We start from the raw sequence: 17,031 nt of genomic DNA, 5'->3' as shown, positions 1-17,031 counted from the left end.
CCTACAGTAATCTACTTAACAAATCTCTATCTGTTTTGAATCTACCTCTAAGTGTCTGTGTATGAGTTTTGGCACTGGCATTTTTGATACCTCTGGCTGTCATGCAGCTGTGGCTTGCCTCAATAAATACAGCCACATCCTCTGAGCCTGTTACCTTCTGGATAACCTCTGCAATATCGTTGCCAATTCTCTCCTGAAGCTGTAGACGCTTTGCAACCATATCAGCGATTCTTGCGATTTTAGAAAGTCCGATTACTTTTCCGTTTGGAATATAAGCAACGCTGACCTTCATATCGTACATAAGGGCAAGATGATGCTCGCAATAAGAAAATACCTCGATGTCTTTTACAACAACTAAATCCTGAGAGGTTTCATCATAATAATCCTCGTCGAATGTCTTGTTGAACATATCAGCAATTTCATCATTTGTGTAATTCATACCCTCAAATACTTCCTCGTACATGCGAGCAACTCTATCTGGAGTATCCTTAAGGCCAGCCCTTTCAGGATCATCCCCAAGAGCAATAATAATATTTCTAATGCTTTCTTTTATAAGTTCTTTGTTGATAGCCATATTATTCCTTTCTCACTACACTCCGCGCTTATTTGGATCCCAAATAAATTTGTGTAGCTGTAACTGAAGCCTAATATCATTTCTGTTGTGGTTTATCATGTAATCAACCATATCCGCTGGCTCAATCTTTCCAAATACAGGACTGATTAAGCATGTGCATTTATCGGATATACGATATCTATCTACTATCTCACAAACCTTATCAAGCTCATTCACATTGGAGCATACGAATTTTACTGTGTCCTTTGATGTAAGACAATCAAAATTAGTAAGATTCATTTTGTCTTCCATGCCTGAGCCTGCAAGCTTGTAATCAAGTGTAAAAGCTGGTGGATTATCTATCTTTGTAAATTCATGAATATCCACACTACCATTAGTTTCTATTTCAATTTTTAAATCCTCTGCTGCAAAGGCCTTCAAAAGGTCCATTATGTTATCAGCTAAAAGAGGCTCACCACCTGTAAGGGTAACGCGCTTCACCCCTGTTGATAATACATACTGAACAATCTCATCCTCAGTCATTTCTGTCGCTGGTGCATCAGATGTACAAGCCCATCTGGTATCACAATAGCTACAGCAAAGGTTGCAGCCTCTAAGGCGAATAAATACTGCAAGCTCTCCAGCGTGCTGCCCTTCGCCATTTATGCTAACGAATTTCTCTACTACATTAAATACTGACATATCCTCACCTACCTGCTATAGCTGGCACAGTTATTTGGAGTCTCGTAAACTGTCACCTCTGCTACATTAAATCCATACTCTTCAAACTTATCGAAAAAGTATTTTGAAAAGTTTTCTGCTGTAGGTCTGAAATCTACAACTCTCATAAGAAAATCCTCATCCTTAAGAGCAGCTACTGTAGTTTCCTTAAGTGAGCCTTCCTCATATATAAAAGTGTGATCAAAGAAATCTGTTTCCTTCTTGAGAGCATCCTTTACATCGCCAAAATCAACAACCATTCCTCGCTGCTGACCACTCTCTTGAAGCTCTTCAGCTTTAATCTTCACCAGCACTCTCCATCTATGACCATGCAAATTAGAACATTTACCCTGGTAGCCTGCCAAAAAATGGGCTCCGTCAAATGACGCCTCTGCAGTTAAATAATACATTGAATTCCTCCTGAAACAGGACCTGAAATTACACAAAAGAAAAGACTGTAGATGGCATACCTACAGTCTAATAATCTAATGATAATTAGTCCTGGTTTTGTTTAGGGACAGGATGGTACAAACGAACTGTCCTATTAAGTTTAAAGCATATGTATGATATACCCATTTTCAGAAAAAAGCAACCATTAAAAGCCTATATTATTAACTACTCCCACAGAAACATATTTATCTGTGATAGCTCTGAAATCGGTGCCTGGCTCATTATCCTCGTTATACTCTCCTTTTACCATATAACGAACGCCATTATCCTCAAGCTTTTCAACCACATCATAGGTATCTCTAAAAACCATTCCACGGGATACTGTTCTGTCGTATAGGATGCCCTTGCACTCTGATAGGCTGCATCCAGGAAAATTAACATTGTGAATCATACCTGGTGCCAATGGTGTATCAATAAGCTCCTTTAGTATCTGGCTTATGTATTTATCTGTCACCTCATGACAGTCACAGGCTTCCTCTGAAAGGGCTATGGCATGATAACCTTGAAATGCAGCTTCAAATGCTGCGCCTGCTGTGGCTGAATACTGAATATCAGATGCCACATTATAGCCGAAGTTGATACCTGAAAGAACTAAATCAGGCTTTTCGGGCATAACATTAAGGCCACCCACTCTTACACAATCTCCAGGGGTGCCGCTGCAATAGTATGCCTTAACACCCTCTACCGGAAAATCCTTACATGGATATATATCGATTGTATTGTGAAGTGTAATGCTGTGGCTCGCTGCACTTCTTTGAGTCTTAGGCGCCACCACCCATACTTCACCAAATTCCCTGGCCGCTTTGGCCAAGCGAATTATTCCGTCTGATTCTATTCCATCATCATTTGTAATAAGTATTCTCATAATGTCTCCCTGCTGCACTAACCCAGTTTCTTCTTTTGCTGACGTCCTGTAATCCTTACAAGAAGTGGCATTGGTGTCAAACGCTGAGCAGCCATCACGACGCTCATCATAAATCCTGGCACTATAATGGTGCGTCCTTTCTTCATGCCATTTAATGCTGCTGCAACGCACTTTTCAGGAGTAATCCCCTTTAAGGCAAACACAACGTCTGCATTTTGATTAAACTCTGTATCAACCGGGCCTGGGCAAAGAGCCGATACCTTTACCTTTGAGCCTGCCTGCTTTAGCTCCACAGCCACTGCACGGGTCAGGCTTGTCACATAGGCCTTGCTGGCATAGTAGGTGGCCATATAAGGGCCTGCTGGTAAAAGACCTGCAGATGATGCCACATTAAGTATGCGTCCCTCATCCTCTGCTACCATCTTTTTAAGAATACCCTTGAATAAAATATGCATAGCTATGTCGTTGACCTTTATCATAGAGATTTCTCTATCAATATCTGTCTCCACAAATGCTCCGGCCAAACCAAAGCCTGCATTATTTATAAATACATCTATCTTTTCATCCTCAAGCTTCTCTAGTAAAGCAAAGCATGACTTCTTTTTACTAAGATCTCCCGGGATTATCCTAACAGGCACATCCACCTCTTCTTCCAGTTCCTTAAGACGCTCCTCACGTCTTCCTGTAACTATAAGTCTGTAGCCTTCTTTAGCAAGCTGTCTTGCAAACTCAAGGCCAATTCCTGATGTAGCCCCTGTTATTAACGCTGTCTTCATAAAACGCTCCTCTTATGTAATCAATCTTCTACAATATAAAACTAAATAAAAGCATTATTATTAAATAAACTATATTGAACACAGTAAACTCAAGTATGTACTTTTTGCTACTGGCTCCATCTATATACGAATACTGCTTAAATGATATGAGGGATGCCATAGATGCAATCAGTGTTCCCATACCACCAAGATTTGTTCCTACGATTATCTTTGGGATATCTTTTGTAAAGCCTGAGCAAAGGATAGCCGCAGGCACGTTGCTGATAAACTGGCTAAGCACAATAGATACCAACACTTCATTAATTCGTATAAGCGATTCTAAGAAAGCGCTTACCTCAGGAATCCTTTTTACGTTTCCAATAAATATAAATAAAAAGATAAATGTAAGAAGCAATGAATAATCTGGCTTTCTAAGTATCCTTCTATCAAAGACAATAACTATCACAAGCTCGATTGCCATTCCGATGTAATAAGGCACAAGACGGCTTACTACAAGCAGTGCCAGGATAAATGTGAATACATACATTAAAAGCATTCTTTTATCCCTTGCAGTGCGCTTAAAGACGCTCTTATTATCACCAGAAAGAACTGCTGGTGCCCTCTTTACAAAAATCACAACACTTAAAATCAAAAGCACAGCTGCACATATGCTATATGGCAACATCAGCTTTATAAAAGAGCCAAGCCCCATATCTGCCAGTGAATATAAATACAAATTTTGAGGATTGCCAAGAGGTGTCAGCATACTACCAAGATTTGCAGCAAGTGTCTCAAGCACAATTACCTTTATGTACAAATCTCTTCGATTTGATATTGATAAGGTGATGATTGAAAATGGCACAAATGTCAAAAGTGCCACATCATTTGTAATGAACATGCTTGAGAAAAAGCAAAGCCCTATAAGAATAAGCACCACACCTCTGATGGATTTACTTTTTGCCACCAGTATCTCACCTATCTGTCTAAATACATTTAGCCTTTGAAAGCCTGCCATTGTAATCATCAGCATCAAAAGGATGCTGAGTGTTCTAAAGTCTATATACGTAAGATACTCTTTGCCCGGCTTTATAATAAAGCAAGAGCAAAGAGCTACAAGAAATGCTATACACAGCACTATTTCATTTTTAATAAAGTGTTTAACCGATTCCATTACTACTCTCTAATTCTTTTCTACCAGTGTGTCTTGTGTTCGTCAGTAACCTCTCCGGACTCTAGATCTACTAAATAAAATCCCTTAAGTGATGCTTCTGACTGGCCCAAAGAATTGCCATTTTCATCAAGAGGCTCTGCCTCTAAAACAAGCTCGATACAGTCATTTCCATGCTTATCCTTTTTGGTTCCATTGTCATATAAGACATAGATATAATCATCATCCTGAGCCACTGTTCCTTTGACTCGTCCTTTGGCATTATACCCAAGCTCGACAGAAAAATCATCAATCACTCCATTTTTTTGAAGATAATTGCACAGGATAATCATTTTATTCATGATATCAAGCTCATAATCAGCTGATTCCTCTGGATATTCCTCCTCAGGATAAGCCTCCTCATAATCTGCCTTATATTCTTCATACAAAGATTCATCTTCATAATAATCGTCGTAATCTTCTAGCGAATCATCTAAATTATCTTCCACTGTAGATATATCCGTTACATCATCTTTATCTAGTTCAAGGCCATAGCGTAATGCTTCATTGGTAATTACCGAATAAGTAGAAAGCAACAAAACAACTATTCCAATAATAATCTTCGCTGTGGCTTTAAGCTTAAATAAAATAGCAAATGTGGTATTTTTACCTGTTTGCACAATAAGCATTACAGCAATCCACGCACCAAGCACCACAAAAGCTACGGATTGTATATAGCCCATTGCTGCTATAAAGGTCTTTGTGGCGCCATGAGCCAGCAGGATATTATAATCAATACATGCTGTCAGCACACCAATATCCAAAACTAAAAACAGTGGCGCAAAGCATATTGGATTGATTATCCTTTTCTTAGGACCAACTTTTGCTCTATCAATAACAGCATCCTCTGACTCAATCCATTCGTTTAATACATTTAGAATTGGCGGCTTATACTCGTATGATATAAGTGATAATGCATCCTTACATTTTTCCTTTAAACCCATCAGGGCACAATTAATTGCTAAAGCCACCAAATAATTATTCCTAGCCCAAATGCTCATATTTTTCTTTTTATACAAGCAATAATAATTGAAGTCGAACTTCTCTTGATCAGATAATCCGCTCACCTTTCGCATTGTGATATTTCTATTCAGAATTATCACTTCTGCCCATATCAATAACACAAAAAGCCCCACATAAATAATGGCTTTCGAAACACAATACAGCTCAAAGAAATTTCTGCTGACCATAATATAGTATGCAAGAATCTCACTTAATACCATTGCAATAATGCAAATCCTGTCTATCTTAAATATCCTCTTGGCTGCTTCCACACCTCTGCTATCTGGCTTGTATTCATCAATATTTAATGTGTTATCAGCAAATATATTTATCATAACAATCAACTTCTCCTTAAAATAGTAATATATTTACTTTACTCAAAATAAATATCTACTTCTCCTAGTCCATTATCCAATTTAATTGTTAACAGTGGTAATGATTCATCATGTGATGATTCACCGTGAATATTTACTTTACCTAAACCATTATCTGTAACAAATGATACTCTTAATTCCTTTGGAATATAAACAACAAGCTTACCTAAGCCATTATCCATATCGATGAAACCACCATCGGGATCTACAGTTGAACCATTTAAATATACAGTCATTTTTCCAAGAGCATTATCTATTTTACCACGACGAATATTCTTTACCTGAATATACTCTGTTCTAGCCCCCATATTGTTATCTACATCAAATGTGCCCTCTCCTTCAGAATATGATGTAGTTGTCCTCTCAAAATGATTTTTCTTTTCTTTTGGCTTGGAAAAAATCAGTTCTAAGCCAACTCCAACTAATACAGATACCAAAATGATAACTGCTATAGATGCGTTTTTTATTCCAAGTTCAGTTGTAAACAAACATGCGGCAAGCCCAATGGGAAATGTCATTCCAACAAAGCTTAATTTTTTTAATGCTTCAGCAAAAACATAAAACAAAATTAAAAGAATACCAATTTTCACAAGTGGCAAATTAGGAAACATTCCAATATTATCCAGTAATAAACATACTGCAAACGCAATTACTATTACCCCTCTAAGTATATTTTTATAATTATTTTCTTTCATCTTTTTAACCTCTTCTCTTCCATTATTTCAATTAATAATTTTATGTAATTTCTTGATGCATAGGCCCGCTTGGTAGACCCTTTAAAACTCACTTCGCTAGCACCAGTGATATTCTTTTTTATTGAGACAATTAAATCAGTGTTAACAATTGTTGATTTAGAAACTCTAATAAAACTTCTTGGTAGAATTTCTTCCAATTCATATAACTTTTGCCTTTTTCTGTAAATATTGTTCGCCGTATGAATGGATATATAATTACCATCTGACTCCATGAAGATAATGGATTTCAAATCCAAGTAATACTCCACATCATCAATGCTGGCAGATATTTTTTGACCTATACTTATCTGTGTTGATAACAGACGCTGCAGCTCTAATATTTCTTCTGTTATCTCACGACAATGAATAGTTACTCTATCCTCTTTCAGCGAATTATCTACGTCAATGTTTATTCTCATAACTATTGGCGCCTCCTTATGATTATATTTTACATAACCTAGTTATAATCTCAACATTTTGGGACAAGAGGTAATTTTTTGGAGGCAACAGGTAAAATCTAATTTATAAGGCATACAAAAAGAGCGGTACAAAAGGTACCACTCTTCTTCAATCGGAGTGACGCGATTCGAACGCGCGGCCTCTACATCCCGAATGTAGCGCTCTACCACCTGAGCCACACCCCGATGCCATTTATGATTTTATCACAATGGCTTTCAAAAATCTCAATATTTCAGATTAAATATCTAATCCAAAGACTTCTTTTTAGTGTGAAATCTGTATGCATTGGCAAGCATTATACCAACGATAGAGAATACACAGGCAATAAGAAATGCCTTGTCATATGAGCCAGTGTTGGCAAATGTGTTTCTCATAATCTGTGGGCCAAAATATCCTGCAAGGGCAAATCCGATGAACATAATTCCATAGTTTACAGAATTGTTCTTTGGACCAAACTGATCTGCTGTAAAGCCTGGGTAAACTCCCATGAATGAACCAAAGCTGACACCTACAATTGAAAGTCCTATATAAAACATTCCAACCTGACCTGCTCCCGCATTGAAAAGGCACAATAATCCTGCTACAGCAAGAATACATGCTACCATAAGAGTATTGATTCTTCCAATCTTGTCAGAAAGTGTTCCTGCGCCAATTCTACCAAGTGCATTGAATAGAGCAAGGACAGAAACCGCTATACCTGCAGCAGCTGGTGTCATGCCTATCATATTTTGAGCCACTGATGATGCTTGTGAGATAACCATCATTCCTGTAAAAGCTCCACAAGTTAAAAGGAATAACATGATATAGAAAACAGGTGTCGCAAGCATTCCCTTCCAATCAAGATTCTTAGGTGCTGCACCACCTGCTGCCATAGTTGTCTCCCATCCTGCTGGTTTGTATCCCTCTGGGCACTGCTCTAAAAACATGCAGGATACAGCAATAAGAACAAGGAACACAATACCTACTGCTTTAAAAGCAAATGTGGCATCTGAGCTAGCAACAACCTTTGTTACAATTGGAGGAAGAATAACTGAACTCATTCCATAAACTGCTGTGGTCACACCACCAATAAGTCCTCTCTTATCAGGGAAGAACTTAACACAAGTAGAAATTGTGCTACCATAAGCCATACCAAGACCAAGACCTCCAACAATTCCGTAGGTCACAATTAAGAATCCTATACTTGTAGCAAATCCTGAAAGGAACATTCCAAGCCCCCACATAATTCCGCCTACAAGAATGACCTTCTTTGGGCCAAATTTATCATTGAACCAACCACCTGAAATCATAGTGATAGGTCCCACTGAGTTTGCTATCGTATATACGATAGCCAGGTCACCAGGTGTAACGTTCATACCAAGTGATGCATTGAAATAATCTGCCATTGCAGATGAAAATACGCTCCAGGCGTAGATTGAGCCTAAGCATAGATTGATGAAACATCCAGCAAAAAGGACTATCCATCTTTTCTTGTCTAAATTCATAATGATTCTCCTATTTTTGATTACTAAAACAATTGTATTTTAGGGCCATGGAAAATCATTTTTTCTTGTTGCTCATTTCTTGTCGAATTTTGCATTTAATGGAATTACAGATTCTCTTCTCCCCATTTTTTTAGCTGTAGCAAAATGGGAATCAAGCTTTTGGCCTTTTCTGTGAGTGTGTATTCTACTCTAACCGGCATTTCATCGTATTGTGTGCGGCAAACCAGCCCATCTGCCTCTAAGTCTTTAAGTGATTGAGCCAGCATAGTGTTAGTGATGCCATAAACAGAGCGCCTCAAATCTCCATACCTTGCAATTTCATTATTATCAATGACACATAGAATCATTATCTTCCATTTGCCACCAACGATATTCAATACTTTCTTTAAACCGCAGCCCTCGCCAGCGATTTCTTCACATAATGGTTCTTTTTTCATAGTCAGTTTTTCCTTACTAGGTTAATATTTCTTGCGTACTTGATATATTTTTCGTACCACCTATAATAAACATATCTTACAGATGTATGTCAAGCTAGCAGACAAAAATAAAATGTAAAAGGAATTTGATATGGCAAAAAAACTTGCAAATGTAAATAAGAATATATGCGTTGCCTGCGGTGTATGTGCCTTGGAATGTCCAAGAGAAGCAATTAGGATTCATAATGGTTGCTACGCCATGGTGAATGAAGATATATGTGTAGGCTGCGGGCTATGTAAAAAGGCCTGCCCCGCAGAAGCAATTGAATTGAAAGAAAGGGGCTAACATGGCAAAGACAAAACGAAATCACTGGTATAATTATTTATGGATTTGGAGCATTATTTATTTTGCCCTTGGATTTTTCAACATATTATTCGCATGGCTCGGCATGATTGATTTTATTCTTCCACTAATTTTTGCAATCGTCGGCGGCAATAAATGGTTCTGCAATAATATGTGTGGCCGCGGCCAGCTGTTTTGGGTATTAGGAAGAAACTTGGGATGTTCTTGCAAGAAACCTGCCCCAAGATGGCTTGCTTCTAAATGGTTTAGATACGGCTTTTTAGCATTCTTCCTCACTATGTTTGGAACTATGATTTTTCAAACCTATCTGGTATTCTCCGGAGCCGCAGAGCTTCGCAAAGCTATCAAACTATTTTGGACTTTCAAGCTGCCATGGCAATGGGCGTACTCCGGAAGCATTTTCCCGGATTGGGTCGCACAATTCTCATTTGGTTTTTACAGCCTGATGCTCACCTCCACTTTGATTGGATTAATAGTCATGGTACTATATAAAGAAAGAACCTGGTGCACATTCTGCCCTATGGGCACAATGACTCAAGGCATATGTAAAATAAAGGAACACAAAAACAGTAAGTAAAAGGAGTCTGATATGACATTAGAAGAAAGAGCTGCTCTTGCAGCGAATTTAAAAGCAACTGGTCAGTGCAACTGCACACAGTCAGTGCTAAAAGTATTTGAAGACAAGATTGATATTGCTCCAGAAGAGCTATCTAAACTTGCCGCTGGCTTTGCAGCAGGCATGGGCTGCATGGAAAGCACCTGCGGTGCCCTAATCGGCGCAGTAATGACTGCCGGAATGATAACAGACGGTGCTGGCACACCTAGATATTCCAAAGAAATCGTAGCCAAATTCAACGACAAATGCGGCGCTACTATTTGTAAAGACTTAAAGGGAATCAGCAGTGGTCAGGTACTCTGCGAATGCCCTGAATGTGTAAGAAATGCAGTACTCTCTCTTGGGGAAGTGCTAGGGGATATTGTTTAGAAAACAGCGAGGCAATAAAGCCTCGCTGTCTTTATAATCCTCTTCCAAATCCATCAGACAAATCCTTTATGACTTCGCTGGCAAGCACAAGGCCTGCTACAGCTGGTGTAAAAGCGATAGATCCAGGAATATCTCTACGCTCTGTGCATTTGTGCTCTGCACCTGGTGGACAGATACAATTTGTTCTGCAGCTGATTGCCATATCCTCAATAGGACGGGTTGGCTTTTCATCAGAAAATACAACCTTTAGCTTCTTTACTCCACGCTTTTTCATCTCACGACGCATCACTTTTGCAAGAGGACACATGGTGGTCTTGTAAATGTCTGCAACTCTGAATCGGCTAGGATCAAGCTTGTTGCCTGCACCCATGCAACTGATTACAGGTACATCATCCCTCTTACATCTCATGATAATCTCTATTTTGGCTGTAACTGTATCTACAGCATCTACTACATAATCGTAGGATTTGAAATCAAAATCATCTGCATTTTCTGGAAGGAAAAAGCACTTATGCACTGTAATATCAGCCTTTGGATTGATATCGAGCATACGCTCTTTCATCACATCTACCTTGTGCTTTCCAACTGTGGAACGAGTGGCAATAATCTGTCTGTTAAGATTTGTAAGACAAACTTTATCATCATCAATCAAATCAAAATGACCGATTCCTGTACGAACAAGGGCTTCGCATACATAACCGCCTACGCCGCCTATTCCGAAAATTGCAACTCTCTTATTCTGTAACTGCTCCATGGCTTCTTGGCCAAGAAGGAGCTCTGTTCTTGAAAACTGATTTAACATAAATACCTCTTATTAACAGGAAACAAGCAGATGACATCATTCCATCATCTGCTTTATTTCCTACTGAATTACTAGGTATATATTATTAAGTTTGATATCTTTTGTCAATATGAGTAAATTTGTTATTACCTTTTTCCATATTTACAATGTATATTCCCAAACTTACCAGCACCAATGCTACTAAATATCGGATAGTAATTGTTTTCCACTCTCCTAAAAATAGAGCCGATAATAATGCTCCAAAAATAGGATTTGTAAATCCATATATAGTTACCGAAGACACCGGATTATATTTTAAAAGTATCCCCCATATAGAATATGCAACTGACGAAATCAAAGCCATATAAACTATAAGAAGAAGCCACGCATATGAAGTCAGATGAAGTCGACCACCGGCAATGAAACCAATCAAAATCATAATTGCTCCGCCGATGACAAATTGATACCCACTGAGGGTTACAGGATTTTCAACAACTGAATATTCCTTGATTAAAACAGATGATATGGCATAGGAAATAGATGCAATAAGAATAAATCCCTCTCCATTTATAGAAAAGCCGCCATCTATACTTCCACCAGCCAGACTAACTGTAATTACACCTATGGCACCTAAAAAGCATCCTATTACTTTCTCTCGCGTTAAATGCTCCTGTTTTCTTACAAGACATGCAAGCAATATCGCAAAGAAAGTGCTCATTCCATTGATAATAGAAGACTTTACTCCAGATGCATGAGCAAGACCCATGTAAAAGAAAAAGTACTGAAGAATAGTTTGAAAAATGCTAAGCTTAAAAACCATTCCCAATGTATCTTTCCTTGGCATCAGAACTTTTCGCTGCAGTATACTGCCAAATATAATTGCAAGTATCCCTGCAAGCAAAAATCTTATTCCTGCAAATAGAATCTGTGACATGGCATCCGAAGATTCCACATCGAACATCCTATAGCCTATCTTGATACTAGGGAATGCGCTACCCCACAAAAGGCAGCACACTATAGCTAAAAAGCACACTATATATTTATTTTTTAATAACGTTTTGTCTCTCATCAAGCTTTGAAGTTACTCCAATTCTCCCTCTACATTTATCTTACTTAACCCCATTCATCATCTGATAGTGTAAGATCACAGTCCCCTGTAATGCTTTGCCAAATACAATGAAAATGCAAACAGGCCAAGGGTTTCCAACCCATGATATATGACAGCCGTCCATACAATGCTTATAATTTTAATCTGTGTTTCAAAAGTCACCATTTGAAATACCATAAAAGCCAAAATAAAAATAAATGTGATTACAGTGGCTAGTATTTTCAAGAAGCGATCTTGTAGAAAAACAGCGGTAACAAATATCCCAATTATAATCGCAGAAAACATTCCAATATATTTAAACCCGTGGGTGTAATTATAGATTTCTGCAAATGTCACTGCATTATCCGCTGAGTAGACGGGTAAAAGTTCATATAAACCGCTAATGAATCTCTTATACTCATAATTAGAAACCAATGAAATAATCTGAACAAAAATCAGTATAACAGCCCAAATCTCAAGCAGCTGGTATATGGCTTCCCCTTTAAGTGTAGAAATTGTATTTGGAATATATTTCTTCTGCAGCATAGCTACTTCATCCAAATCATCCTCGTCAATTACGTATATTGCCTGTTTTATTTTTCGAATGTAATGAAGAAATACCAAAAATATTAAAAGCACCACTATCAGCTGAATAATAATACTAACGCCAAAGAAGCTATTATTTAACATATCAGGCCTTAAAGGATTGGAGTTAAATATAATTCGGGAAAAAGCATTTAAAACTTGCCCAGCTAACCCTGCGATGGCTGATATACAAATTGCCTTTGAAAGATAATGTCTTCTGAAATTTATGTACACCTACCCCACTCCTTCCTAGTCAATTCAGTCCTCTTTAGGTTTATTCTTTAGCAGATAACTGCCATGCATCACTTCTGCATATCCCTCTTAATTCTATCAATAAGCGTAACATCAGCTGGCAGCCAATCTACATCATCAATGGTGTCTGTAGTTAACCACTTGGCAGCCTCAGCTTCTTTTAGCTCCAGATTTCCGTCCCTCACTTCACAGTAGAAGCAATCCATCGAAAGATGAAATGTAGGATAATCGTATTCGACAGTATCGATAAATGGCCCCACTTCTATATGCGTAGCAAGCTCTTCCTGTATTTCTCTCACAAGAGCTTGCTCAGAAGTTTCCCCTTCTTCTACTTTGCCACCAGGGAATTCCCAGCCACCTTTGTAGTCGCCATACCCTCTTGCGGTTGCAAAAATCTTATTCTTTTCTTCAATGGAATCACATATTACTGCTGCTACAACTTTTACTGTTTTCATTATTTTGATATTTTACTCCGTAAAGTACTGTCTAATTTATAGTGTAGCTACAATTTCCGAAATGGCAACCAACGTAGCTTCTCCACTAATTGCGATGCGATTATTATCCTCTAGCTTGCAATATAAATACCCACCGCGCTTTGAAGCCTGATACGCTCTAATTTCCTTTTTGTTCAATACCTCTGACCAATATGCCGCTATCTGACAATGAGCAGATCCACACACTGGATCTTCCGCAACAAGTAGTTTAGGGAAGAATGATCTCGAAACACAGTCTACATCTTTTCCTCTTGCTGTGGCATTCTGTCCACGACCTGGAAGCTTTGAAAGCTTCATCTGATCTGGGTTCATATTTTTTATCTGATTTTCTGATTCAAAAATACACAGAAGGTCTGGTCCAAGAAGTGCCTTTATTGGCCGCTCGCCATAAGCCTCTTCCATTTCATCCGTAACCGGGATTTCCTTCTGTTCATAAGTAGGAAAATTCATTTCTAAAAGATTGCCGTTTCTTGTTACAATAAGCTTTCCACTGAGAGTATTAAACTCGACTTTGTCCGAATCCTTATCGAAATAATTAAGGATTACAAATGAAGATGCAAGAGTTGCGTGCCCACAGAGTTCTACCTCTGAACCTGGTGTAAACCAACGCAAGTGATACCCCTGCTCTTCCTTAACAATAAATGCTGTTTCTGATAGATTATTTTCCATTGCCAGCTTCATCATTGATTCTTCTGATGGCCAGCTATCCATAACGCAAACTGCAGCTGGATTACCTGCAAAAGGTGTATTTGTAAATGCATCTACAATATATTGTTTCATTTTTCCTTTTTCAAAATCAATAGCTTCTTGTAAACCTTCCTTTAAATCCTCAAATAAAGAACTCATAAACGGTCACCCCCTATTATTAGCATCCTCGAGCAATCTTATGTCATATTACTCCTTTTTATACTCATTCTTTTGCAAGAATCTGATGTTCCACCCTTAAATACAAATGGTAAATCTACTTTTGACAATTCCCTAAGAAACATCGATTGAATTGTATCTTTCTCAATCATCTGTGTTGTTCTATTTGCTTCCCTAGCAACCGTCTCAATTATCTTTTGCCATTCTTCTTTAAAGTTTTTATACCAGCTCACCCATCAAGCCTCCATTATAAATATTCTTATAAACCTTATCAGGATAGTAAGAAATATATTTTTTAACTTGATTAAAATCCAAGTTTATATTCTCAACAAATCTAATAAGTTTATTTCTATACTCAATACCAGAGATTTCACTATACTTATCAATAACTGTCATAAAATCTAAGAACTGTAAAGCAGCTTTATTTGTATCATTTATTTCTACAACCGGCTTATAAATAATAACTGAATTTCCATCAATATCTATTTTACGTTGCTTAGTTGTTGCCTCATTGCTACAAACCTCAATAACAGCTGCATTTTGTGTAGTAAATCCATATTTGTTAACTAGCTGAAGACCAGTGATATATCCAGAAACCTTACCTTTTCTACATAAATATTTCTTTTCGATAAATCTATCAACAGATATCTTCCCTTTAGTACCTAATATTGTGATATATGAACGATAGTAAACACCATTATATAATCTTTCAAGCTTACCCTCGTCCACCAACTTTTTCATCTCTTGCCTAAGGTAATCCTTTGATTTTGTAGGTAGCTCATCAAGAAAAATTGGATCGCCTGTTTTATAATTTTCAATTATGTAATCATATATCATAGCTCAACCTCACATATTTGAAACTATACTTTTCACTTTTATAATACATGTACTTCAACAATTTTTCAAGATAATTAATTTTCTCTAATTTCTCTATACTGGACAGCTTAAAGCCTTGATTTTACTTGGATTCTACTTAATTAGTCTTTATGTTAAAAAATAAGCCACTCCTCCACCTGCTAAATACCAGGAATAAAAGAGTGGCATATCTTCTTCATTACATCAAACTCTTTCCACTGCTCCATGCATCGCCAACCTTCTCACCAACAACAAGATACGCATTATTAAATGGATCAAATGTGATAGGCTTAACCTTGCTAACATCTACTTTGCCATCTGTAAGAGCTGATTCATCAACACTTACATTAACAATCTCACCCTTTAAGATGCAGCTGTCGTGGTCAAAGTTCTTTACCCTGCATTCCACACAAACAGCAAGTTCATTGATAATAGGTGCATTTACATTGGCACTCTTTGCAGCTGTAAATCCAGCTTTGGCAAATTTATCCTCATCCTTATTTCCGGAAGCAATACCTACATAATCACATGCTGCCACATGATCTGCGTCAGCCATGCTGATTGTGAAAGCTCCAGTCTTCTCAAAATTCTTGCAAGTCTTATGTCCAACAGATAGGCAAATAGAAACTTCATTAGATTCACTAATGCCGCCCCAAGCTGCATTCATAGCGTTAGGAACACCATTCTCATCGTAAGTTGCAATAATCCATACTGGCTGTGGATAGCTCAATGGCTTAGCCCCAAAATCTTTTCTACTCATAGTTGTAATCCTCCTCTCTTTATAATGATTATTAGCCTCTACTTATCTTACCGTATTTACGAACTATCTCCAATCCGCCCATAGGAACGCAGAACTTCTCATCCCTTGGTGGCTGGCATGCCTGATACACTTCCTCTAGGTCGAACCACTCTACACTGTCCAGCTCTTCCTTTTGGATGGTAAGGTTATCGATTCCTACTTCCTCATCATAGACATAGACGAATGCAATTTCATTGTCCCTGAATGGCTTGCCATGGAATTCCTTTTCATACTGAATTGGAAATGTTCCTGCAAATTTCAAATCATCCGGATCCGCCTGAATACCAAGCTCCTCAGATAGTTCTCTAACTGCAGATTCCAATGGCGCATCCCCAGCCTGAATATGTCCAGCTGATGAAGTGTCGTATCTGCCAGGAAAAGAATCCTTATTCATAGCTCTCTTCTGTAAAAGAACATCTGTCTTATCACCATTTTCACGAACCACCCATATGTGAGCAGTTCTATGTCTAATGCCTTCAGCGTGTGCCTTTGATCTGGTCACTGTCTCGCCTGTAGGCTGCCCATTTTCATCTACGATGTCAAAAATCTCTTCTGTCATATTGCTCCCTTTTATTCTCATTCTTTTGCAAGAATCTTTAGTCCTGCAATTCCAACTACAATAAGAATAACACATATGACCTGTGGAACCGACAGTTTTTCATGAAAAAGAAATACGCCATTCCTTCACCTGCTAAGACCTAACGGTAAAGGAATGACGTGAATCCCACTACTCGGTAGCAATGGGCGTCTGTTTGTTTAATTGATGTGATGAATAGGTCACCCCACCAAACACATGGGGATGCCTAGGGGATGATTTCAAAAAAAGAAAGCACCAATAAATGATTGATACTTTCTACTACAATATATTTATGGTTAATACCCCTTACAGCCAGTAAGGAATTATCCATCTTGTTGCTTAGCTGTATAATGGTGGAGCAATCGGTAT

Annotated in this window: 23 protein-coding genes and 1 tRNA gene; 3 read left to right on the top strand and 21 right to left on the bottom strand. The window is 38.1% G+C overall.

Annotation, left to right across the window (positions count from 1 at the left end; translation table 11 throughout):
* Nucleotide 1: 1 nt before the first annotated feature.
* The 12 genes from folE to T498_RS15695 all read right to left on the bottom strand — a co-directional run bounded on the left by folE (nucleotide 2) and on the right by T498_RS15695 (nucleotide 9,040).
* A complete protein-coding gene (gene folE, locus T498_RS0111365; RefSeq protein ID WP_028236006.1) occupies nucleotides 2–574 on the bottom strand; it encodes a GTP cyclohydrolase I FolE in 573 nt (190 codons plus the stop codon).
* A gap of 15 nt (nucleotides 575–589) precedes the next feature.
* Nucleotides 590–1,255, bottom strand: coding sequence for a putative 7-carboxy-7-deazaguanine synthase QueE (gene queE, locus T498_RS0111360; RefSeq protein WP_028236005.1), 666 nt, complete (start codon nucleotides 1,253–1,255; stop codon nucleotides 590–592).
* A gap of 8 nt (nucleotides 1,256–1,263) precedes the next feature.
* On the bottom strand, nucleotides 1,264–1,683 hold the full coding sequence (locus tag T498_RS0111355) for a 6-pyruvoyl trahydropterin synthase family protein (RefSeq protein WP_028236004.1): 420 nt from the start codon (nucleotides 1,681–1,683) through the stop codon (nucleotides 1,264–1,266).
* A gap of 185 nt (nucleotides 1,684–1,868) precedes the next feature.
* Nucleotides 1,869–2,588, bottom strand: a complete 720-nt coding sequence (gene surE, locus T498_RS0111350) for a 5'/3'-nucleotidase SurE (RefSeq protein ID WP_028236003.1) — start codon at nucleotides 2,586–2,588, stop codon at nucleotides 1,869–1,871.
* Nucleotides 2,589–2,605: 17 nt separating this feature from the next.
* Nucleotides 2,606–3,364 (bottom strand): SDR family NAD(P)-dependent oxidoreductase, encoded by a 759-nt coding sequence (locus T498_RS0111345; RefSeq protein WP_028236002.1) that lies wholly within the window; start codon nucleotides 3,362–3,364, stop codon nucleotides 2,606–2,608.
* 28 nt (nucleotides 3,365–3,392) lie between these two features.
* Entirely contained in the window at nucleotides 3,393–4,514 is a 1,122-nt protein-coding gene (locus tag T498_RS0111340; RefSeq protein WP_028236001.1) for an SLC13 family permease, read from the bottom strand.
* A 20-nt stretch (nucleotides 4,515–4,534) separates the two neighbouring features.
* Nucleotides 4,535–5,887, bottom strand: coding sequence for a hypothetical protein (locus T498_RS15700; protein ID WP_036978487.1), 1,353 nt, complete (start codon nucleotides 5,885–5,887; stop codon nucleotides 4,535–4,537).
* A gap of 38 nt (nucleotides 5,888–5,925) precedes the next feature.
* Complete coding sequence (locus tag T498_RS0111330; RefSeq protein WP_197019962.1) at nucleotides 5,926–6,621, bottom strand: hypothetical protein; 696 nt, start codon at nucleotides 6,619–6,621, stop codon at nucleotides 5,926–5,928.
* Nucleotides 6,618–7,079 carry a LytTR family DNA-binding domain-containing protein gene (locus T498_RS0111325; protein ID WP_028235999.1) on the bottom strand — a complete coding sequence of 154 codons (462 nt, stop codon included), beginning with the start codon at nucleotides 7,077–7,079 and terminating at the stop codon, nucleotides 6,618–6,620. Before T498_RS0111325 ends, T498_RS0111330 begins: the two co-directional genes overlap by 4 nt.
* A 152-nt stretch (nucleotides 7,080–7,231) precedes the next feature.
* Nucleotides 7,232–7,304, bottom strand: a tRNA-Pro gene (locus tag T498_RS0111320).
* Nucleotides 7,305–7,364: 60 nt separating this feature from the next.
* A complete protein-coding gene (locus T498_RS0111315) occupies nucleotides 7,365–8,603 on the bottom strand; it encodes an L-lactate MFS transporter (protein WP_028235998.1) in 1,239 nt (412 codons plus the stop codon).
* Between the two features lie 104 nt (nucleotides 8,604–8,707).
* A complete protein-coding gene (locus T498_RS15695; protein ID WP_036978485.1) occupies nucleotides 8,708–9,040 on the bottom strand; it encodes a winged helix-turn-helix transcriptional regulator in 333 nt (110 codons plus the stop codon).
* A 130-nt stretch (nucleotides 9,041–9,170) separates the two neighbouring features.
* On the opposite strand from T498_RS15695, the gene T498_RS0111305 reads away from it, so the two are divergent.
* From T498_RS0111305 to T498_RS0111295, 3 genes are read left to right on the top strand one after another with little or no spacing between them, the layout of a single operon-like run.
* The gene (locus T498_RS0111305) at nucleotides 9,171–9,365 is read left to right on the top strand and encodes a 4Fe-4S binding protein (protein WP_028235997.1); all 195 of its coding nucleotides are present in this window, start codon (nucleotides 9,171–9,173) and stop codon (nucleotides 9,363–9,365) included.
* Nucleotide 9,366: 1 nt separating this feature from the next.
* Nucleotides 9,367–9,960: a membrane protein gene (locus T498_RS0111300; protein WP_028235996.1), complete on the top strand. Its 594-nt coding sequence runs from the start codon at nucleotides 9,367–9,369 to the stop codon at nucleotides 9,958–9,960.
* Nucleotides 9,961–9,972: 12 nt separating this feature from the next.
* The gene (locus T498_RS0111295) at nucleotides 9,973–10,368 is read left to right on the top strand and encodes a C-GCAxxG-C-C family protein (RefSeq protein WP_028235995.1); all 396 of its coding nucleotides are present in this window, start codon (nucleotides 9,973–9,975) and stop codon (nucleotides 10,366–10,368) included.
* 31 nt (nucleotides 10,369–10,399) lie between these two features.
* Here the strand turns inward: T498_RS0111295 and T498_RS0111290 are convergent, their stop codons facing one another.
* The 9 genes from T498_RS0111290 to T498_RS0111250 all read right to left on the bottom strand — a co-directional run bounded on the left by T498_RS0111290 (nucleotide 10,400) and on the right by T498_RS0111250 (nucleotide 16,644).
* Nucleotides 10,400–11,170, bottom strand: coding sequence for a tRNA threonylcarbamoyladenosine dehydratase (locus tag T498_RS0111290; RefSeq protein ID WP_028235994.1), 771 nt, complete (start codon nucleotides 11,168–11,170; stop codon nucleotides 10,400–10,402).
* Between the two features lie 85 nt (nucleotides 11,171–11,255).
* Nucleotides 11,256–12,218, bottom strand: a complete 963-nt coding sequence (locus tag T498_RS15690; RefSeq protein ID WP_036978483.1) for a DMT family transporter — start codon at nucleotides 12,216–12,218, stop codon at nucleotides 11,256–11,258.
* A gap of 75 nt (nucleotides 12,219–12,293) precedes the next feature.
* Nucleotides 12,294–13,055 carry a hypothetical protein gene (locus T498_RS0111280; protein WP_028235993.1) on the bottom strand — a complete coding sequence of 254 codons (762 nt, stop codon included), beginning with the start codon at nucleotides 13,053–13,055 and terminating at the stop codon, nucleotides 12,294–12,296.
* A gap of 68 nt (nucleotides 13,056–13,123) precedes the next feature.
* Nucleotides 13,124–13,528, bottom strand: coding sequence for a (deoxy)nucleoside triphosphate pyrophosphohydrolase (locus T498_RS0111275; RefSeq protein ID WP_028235992.1), 405 nt, complete (start codon nucleotides 13,526–13,528; stop codon nucleotides 13,124–13,126).
* Between the two features lie 36 nt (nucleotides 13,529–13,564).
* Nucleotides 13,565–14,413, bottom strand: a complete 849-nt coding sequence (locus T498_RS0111270; RefSeq protein WP_330372330.1) for a PhzF family phenazine biosynthesis protein — start codon at nucleotides 14,411–14,413, stop codon at nucleotides 13,565–13,567.
* 38 nt (nucleotides 14,414–14,451) lie between these two features.
* Nucleotides 14,452–14,664, bottom strand: coding sequence for a hypothetical protein (locus T498_RS0111265; protein ID WP_028235990.1), 213 nt, complete (start codon nucleotides 14,662–14,664; stop codon nucleotides 14,452–14,454).
* Nucleotides 14,651–15,268 (bottom strand): hypothetical protein, encoded by a 618-nt coding sequence (locus T498_RS0111260; RefSeq protein ID WP_028235989.1) that lies wholly within the window; start codon nucleotides 15,266–15,268, stop codon nucleotides 14,651–14,653. Before T498_RS0111260 ends, T498_RS0111265 begins: the two co-directional genes overlap by 14 nt.
* Nucleotides 15,269–15,485: 217 nt before the next feature.
* Nucleotides 15,486–16,046, bottom strand: a complete 561-nt coding sequence (locus T498_RS0111255) for a flavin reductase family protein (protein ID WP_036978480.1) — start codon at nucleotides 16,044–16,046, stop codon at nucleotides 15,486–15,488.
* 31 nt (nucleotides 16,047–16,077) lie between these two features.
* On the bottom strand, nucleotides 16,078–16,644 hold the full coding sequence (locus tag T498_RS0111250) for an NUDIX hydrolase (protein WP_028235987.1): 567 nt from the start codon (nucleotides 16,642–16,644) through the stop codon (nucleotides 16,078–16,080).
* Nucleotides 16,645–17,031 lie beyond the last annotated feature (387 nt).

This window comes from Pseudobutyrivibrio sp. MD2005 (assembly GCF_000621865.1).
In the GTDB taxonomy this organism is placed as follows: Bacteria; Bacillota; Clostridia; order Lachnospirales; family Lachnospiraceae; genus Pseudobutyrivibrio.
The sequence above is the reverse complement of the archived record's forward strand: the minus strand, read 5'-3'. Positions and strand labels throughout refer to the sequence as shown.

Bases quoted from the DNA above. Each gene is read 5' to 3' on its own strand.
- T498_RS0111260 (WP_028235989.1), bottom strand. From the start codon at position 15,268: ATGATATATGATTACATAATTGAAAATTATAAAACAGGCGATCCAATT.
- T498_RS0111325 (WP_028235999.1), bottom strand. From the start codon at position 7,079: ATGAGAATAAACATTGACGTAGATAATTCGCTGAAAGAGGATAGAGTA.
- T498_RS0111295 (WP_028235995.1), top strand. From the start codon at position 9,973: ATGACATTAGAAGAAAGAGCTGCTCTTGCAGCGAATTTAAAAGCAACT.
- T498_RS0111255 (WP_036978480.1), bottom strand. From the start codon at position 16,046: ATGAGTAGAAAAGATTTTGGGGCTAAGCCATTGAGCTATCCACAGCCA.
- folE (WP_028236006.1), bottom strand. From the start codon at position 574: ATGGCTATCAACAAAGAACTTATAAAAGAAAGCATTAGAAATATTATT.
- T498_RS0111270 (WP_330372330.1), bottom strand. From the start codon at position 14,413: ATGAGTTCTTTATTTGAGGATTTAAAGGAAGGTTTACAAGAAGCTATT.
- T498_RS0111340 (WP_028236001.1), bottom strand. From the start codon at position 4,514: ATGGAATCGGTTAAACACTTTATTAAAAATGAAATAGTGCTGTGTATA.
- T498_RS0111355 (WP_028236004.1), bottom strand. From the start codon at position 1,683: ATGTATTATTTAACTGCAGAGGCGTCATTTGACGGAGCCCATTTTTTG.
- T498_RS0111275 (WP_028235992.1), bottom strand. From the start codon at position 13,528: ATGAAAACAGTAAAAGTTGTAGCAGCAGTAATATGTGATTCCATTGAA.
- T498_RS0111315 (WP_028235998.1), bottom strand. From the start codon at position 8,603: ATGAATTTAGACAAGAAAAGATGGATAGTCCTTTTTGCTGGATGTTTC.
- T498_RS15700 (WP_036978487.1), bottom strand. From the start codon at position 5,887: ATGATAAATATATTTGCTGATAACACATTAAATATTGATGAATACAAG.
- surE (WP_028236003.1), bottom strand. From the start codon at position 2,588: ATGAGAATACTTATTACAAATGATGATGGAATAGAATCAGACGGAATA.
- T498_RS0111330 (WP_197019962.1), bottom strand. From the start codon at position 6,621: ATGAAAGAAAATAATTATAAAAATATACTTAGAGGGGTAATAGTAATT.
- T498_RS0111305 (WP_028235997.1), top strand. From the start codon at position 9,171: ATGGCAAAAAAACTTGCAAATGTAAATAAGAATATATGCGTTGCCTGC.
- T498_RS15695 (WP_036978485.1), bottom strand. From the start codon at position 9,040: ATGAAAAAAGAACCATTATGTGAAGAAATCGCTGGCGAGGGCTGCGGT.
- T498_RS15690 (WP_036978483.1), bottom strand. From the start codon at position 12,218: ATGAGAGACAAAACGTTATTAAAAAATAAATATATAGTGTGCTTTTTA.
- T498_RS0111250 (WP_028235987.1), bottom strand. From the start codon at position 16,644: ATGACAGAAGAGATTTTTGACATCGTAGATGAAAATGGGCAGCCTACA.
- T498_RS0111345 (WP_028236002.1), bottom strand. From the start codon at position 3,364: ATGAAGACAGCGTTAATAACAGGGGCTACATCAGGAATTGGCCTTGAG.
- T498_RS0111300 (WP_028235996.1), top strand. From the start codon at position 9,367: ATGGCAAAGACAAAACGAAATCACTGGTATAATTATTTATGGATTTGG.
- T498_RS0111290 (WP_028235994.1), bottom strand. From the start codon at position 11,170: ATGTTAAATCAGTTTTCAAGAACAGAGCTCCTTCTTGGCCAAGAAGCC.
- queE (WP_028236005.1), bottom strand. From the start codon at position 1,255: ATGTCAGTATTTAATGTAGTAGAGAAATTCGTTAGCATAAATGGCGAA.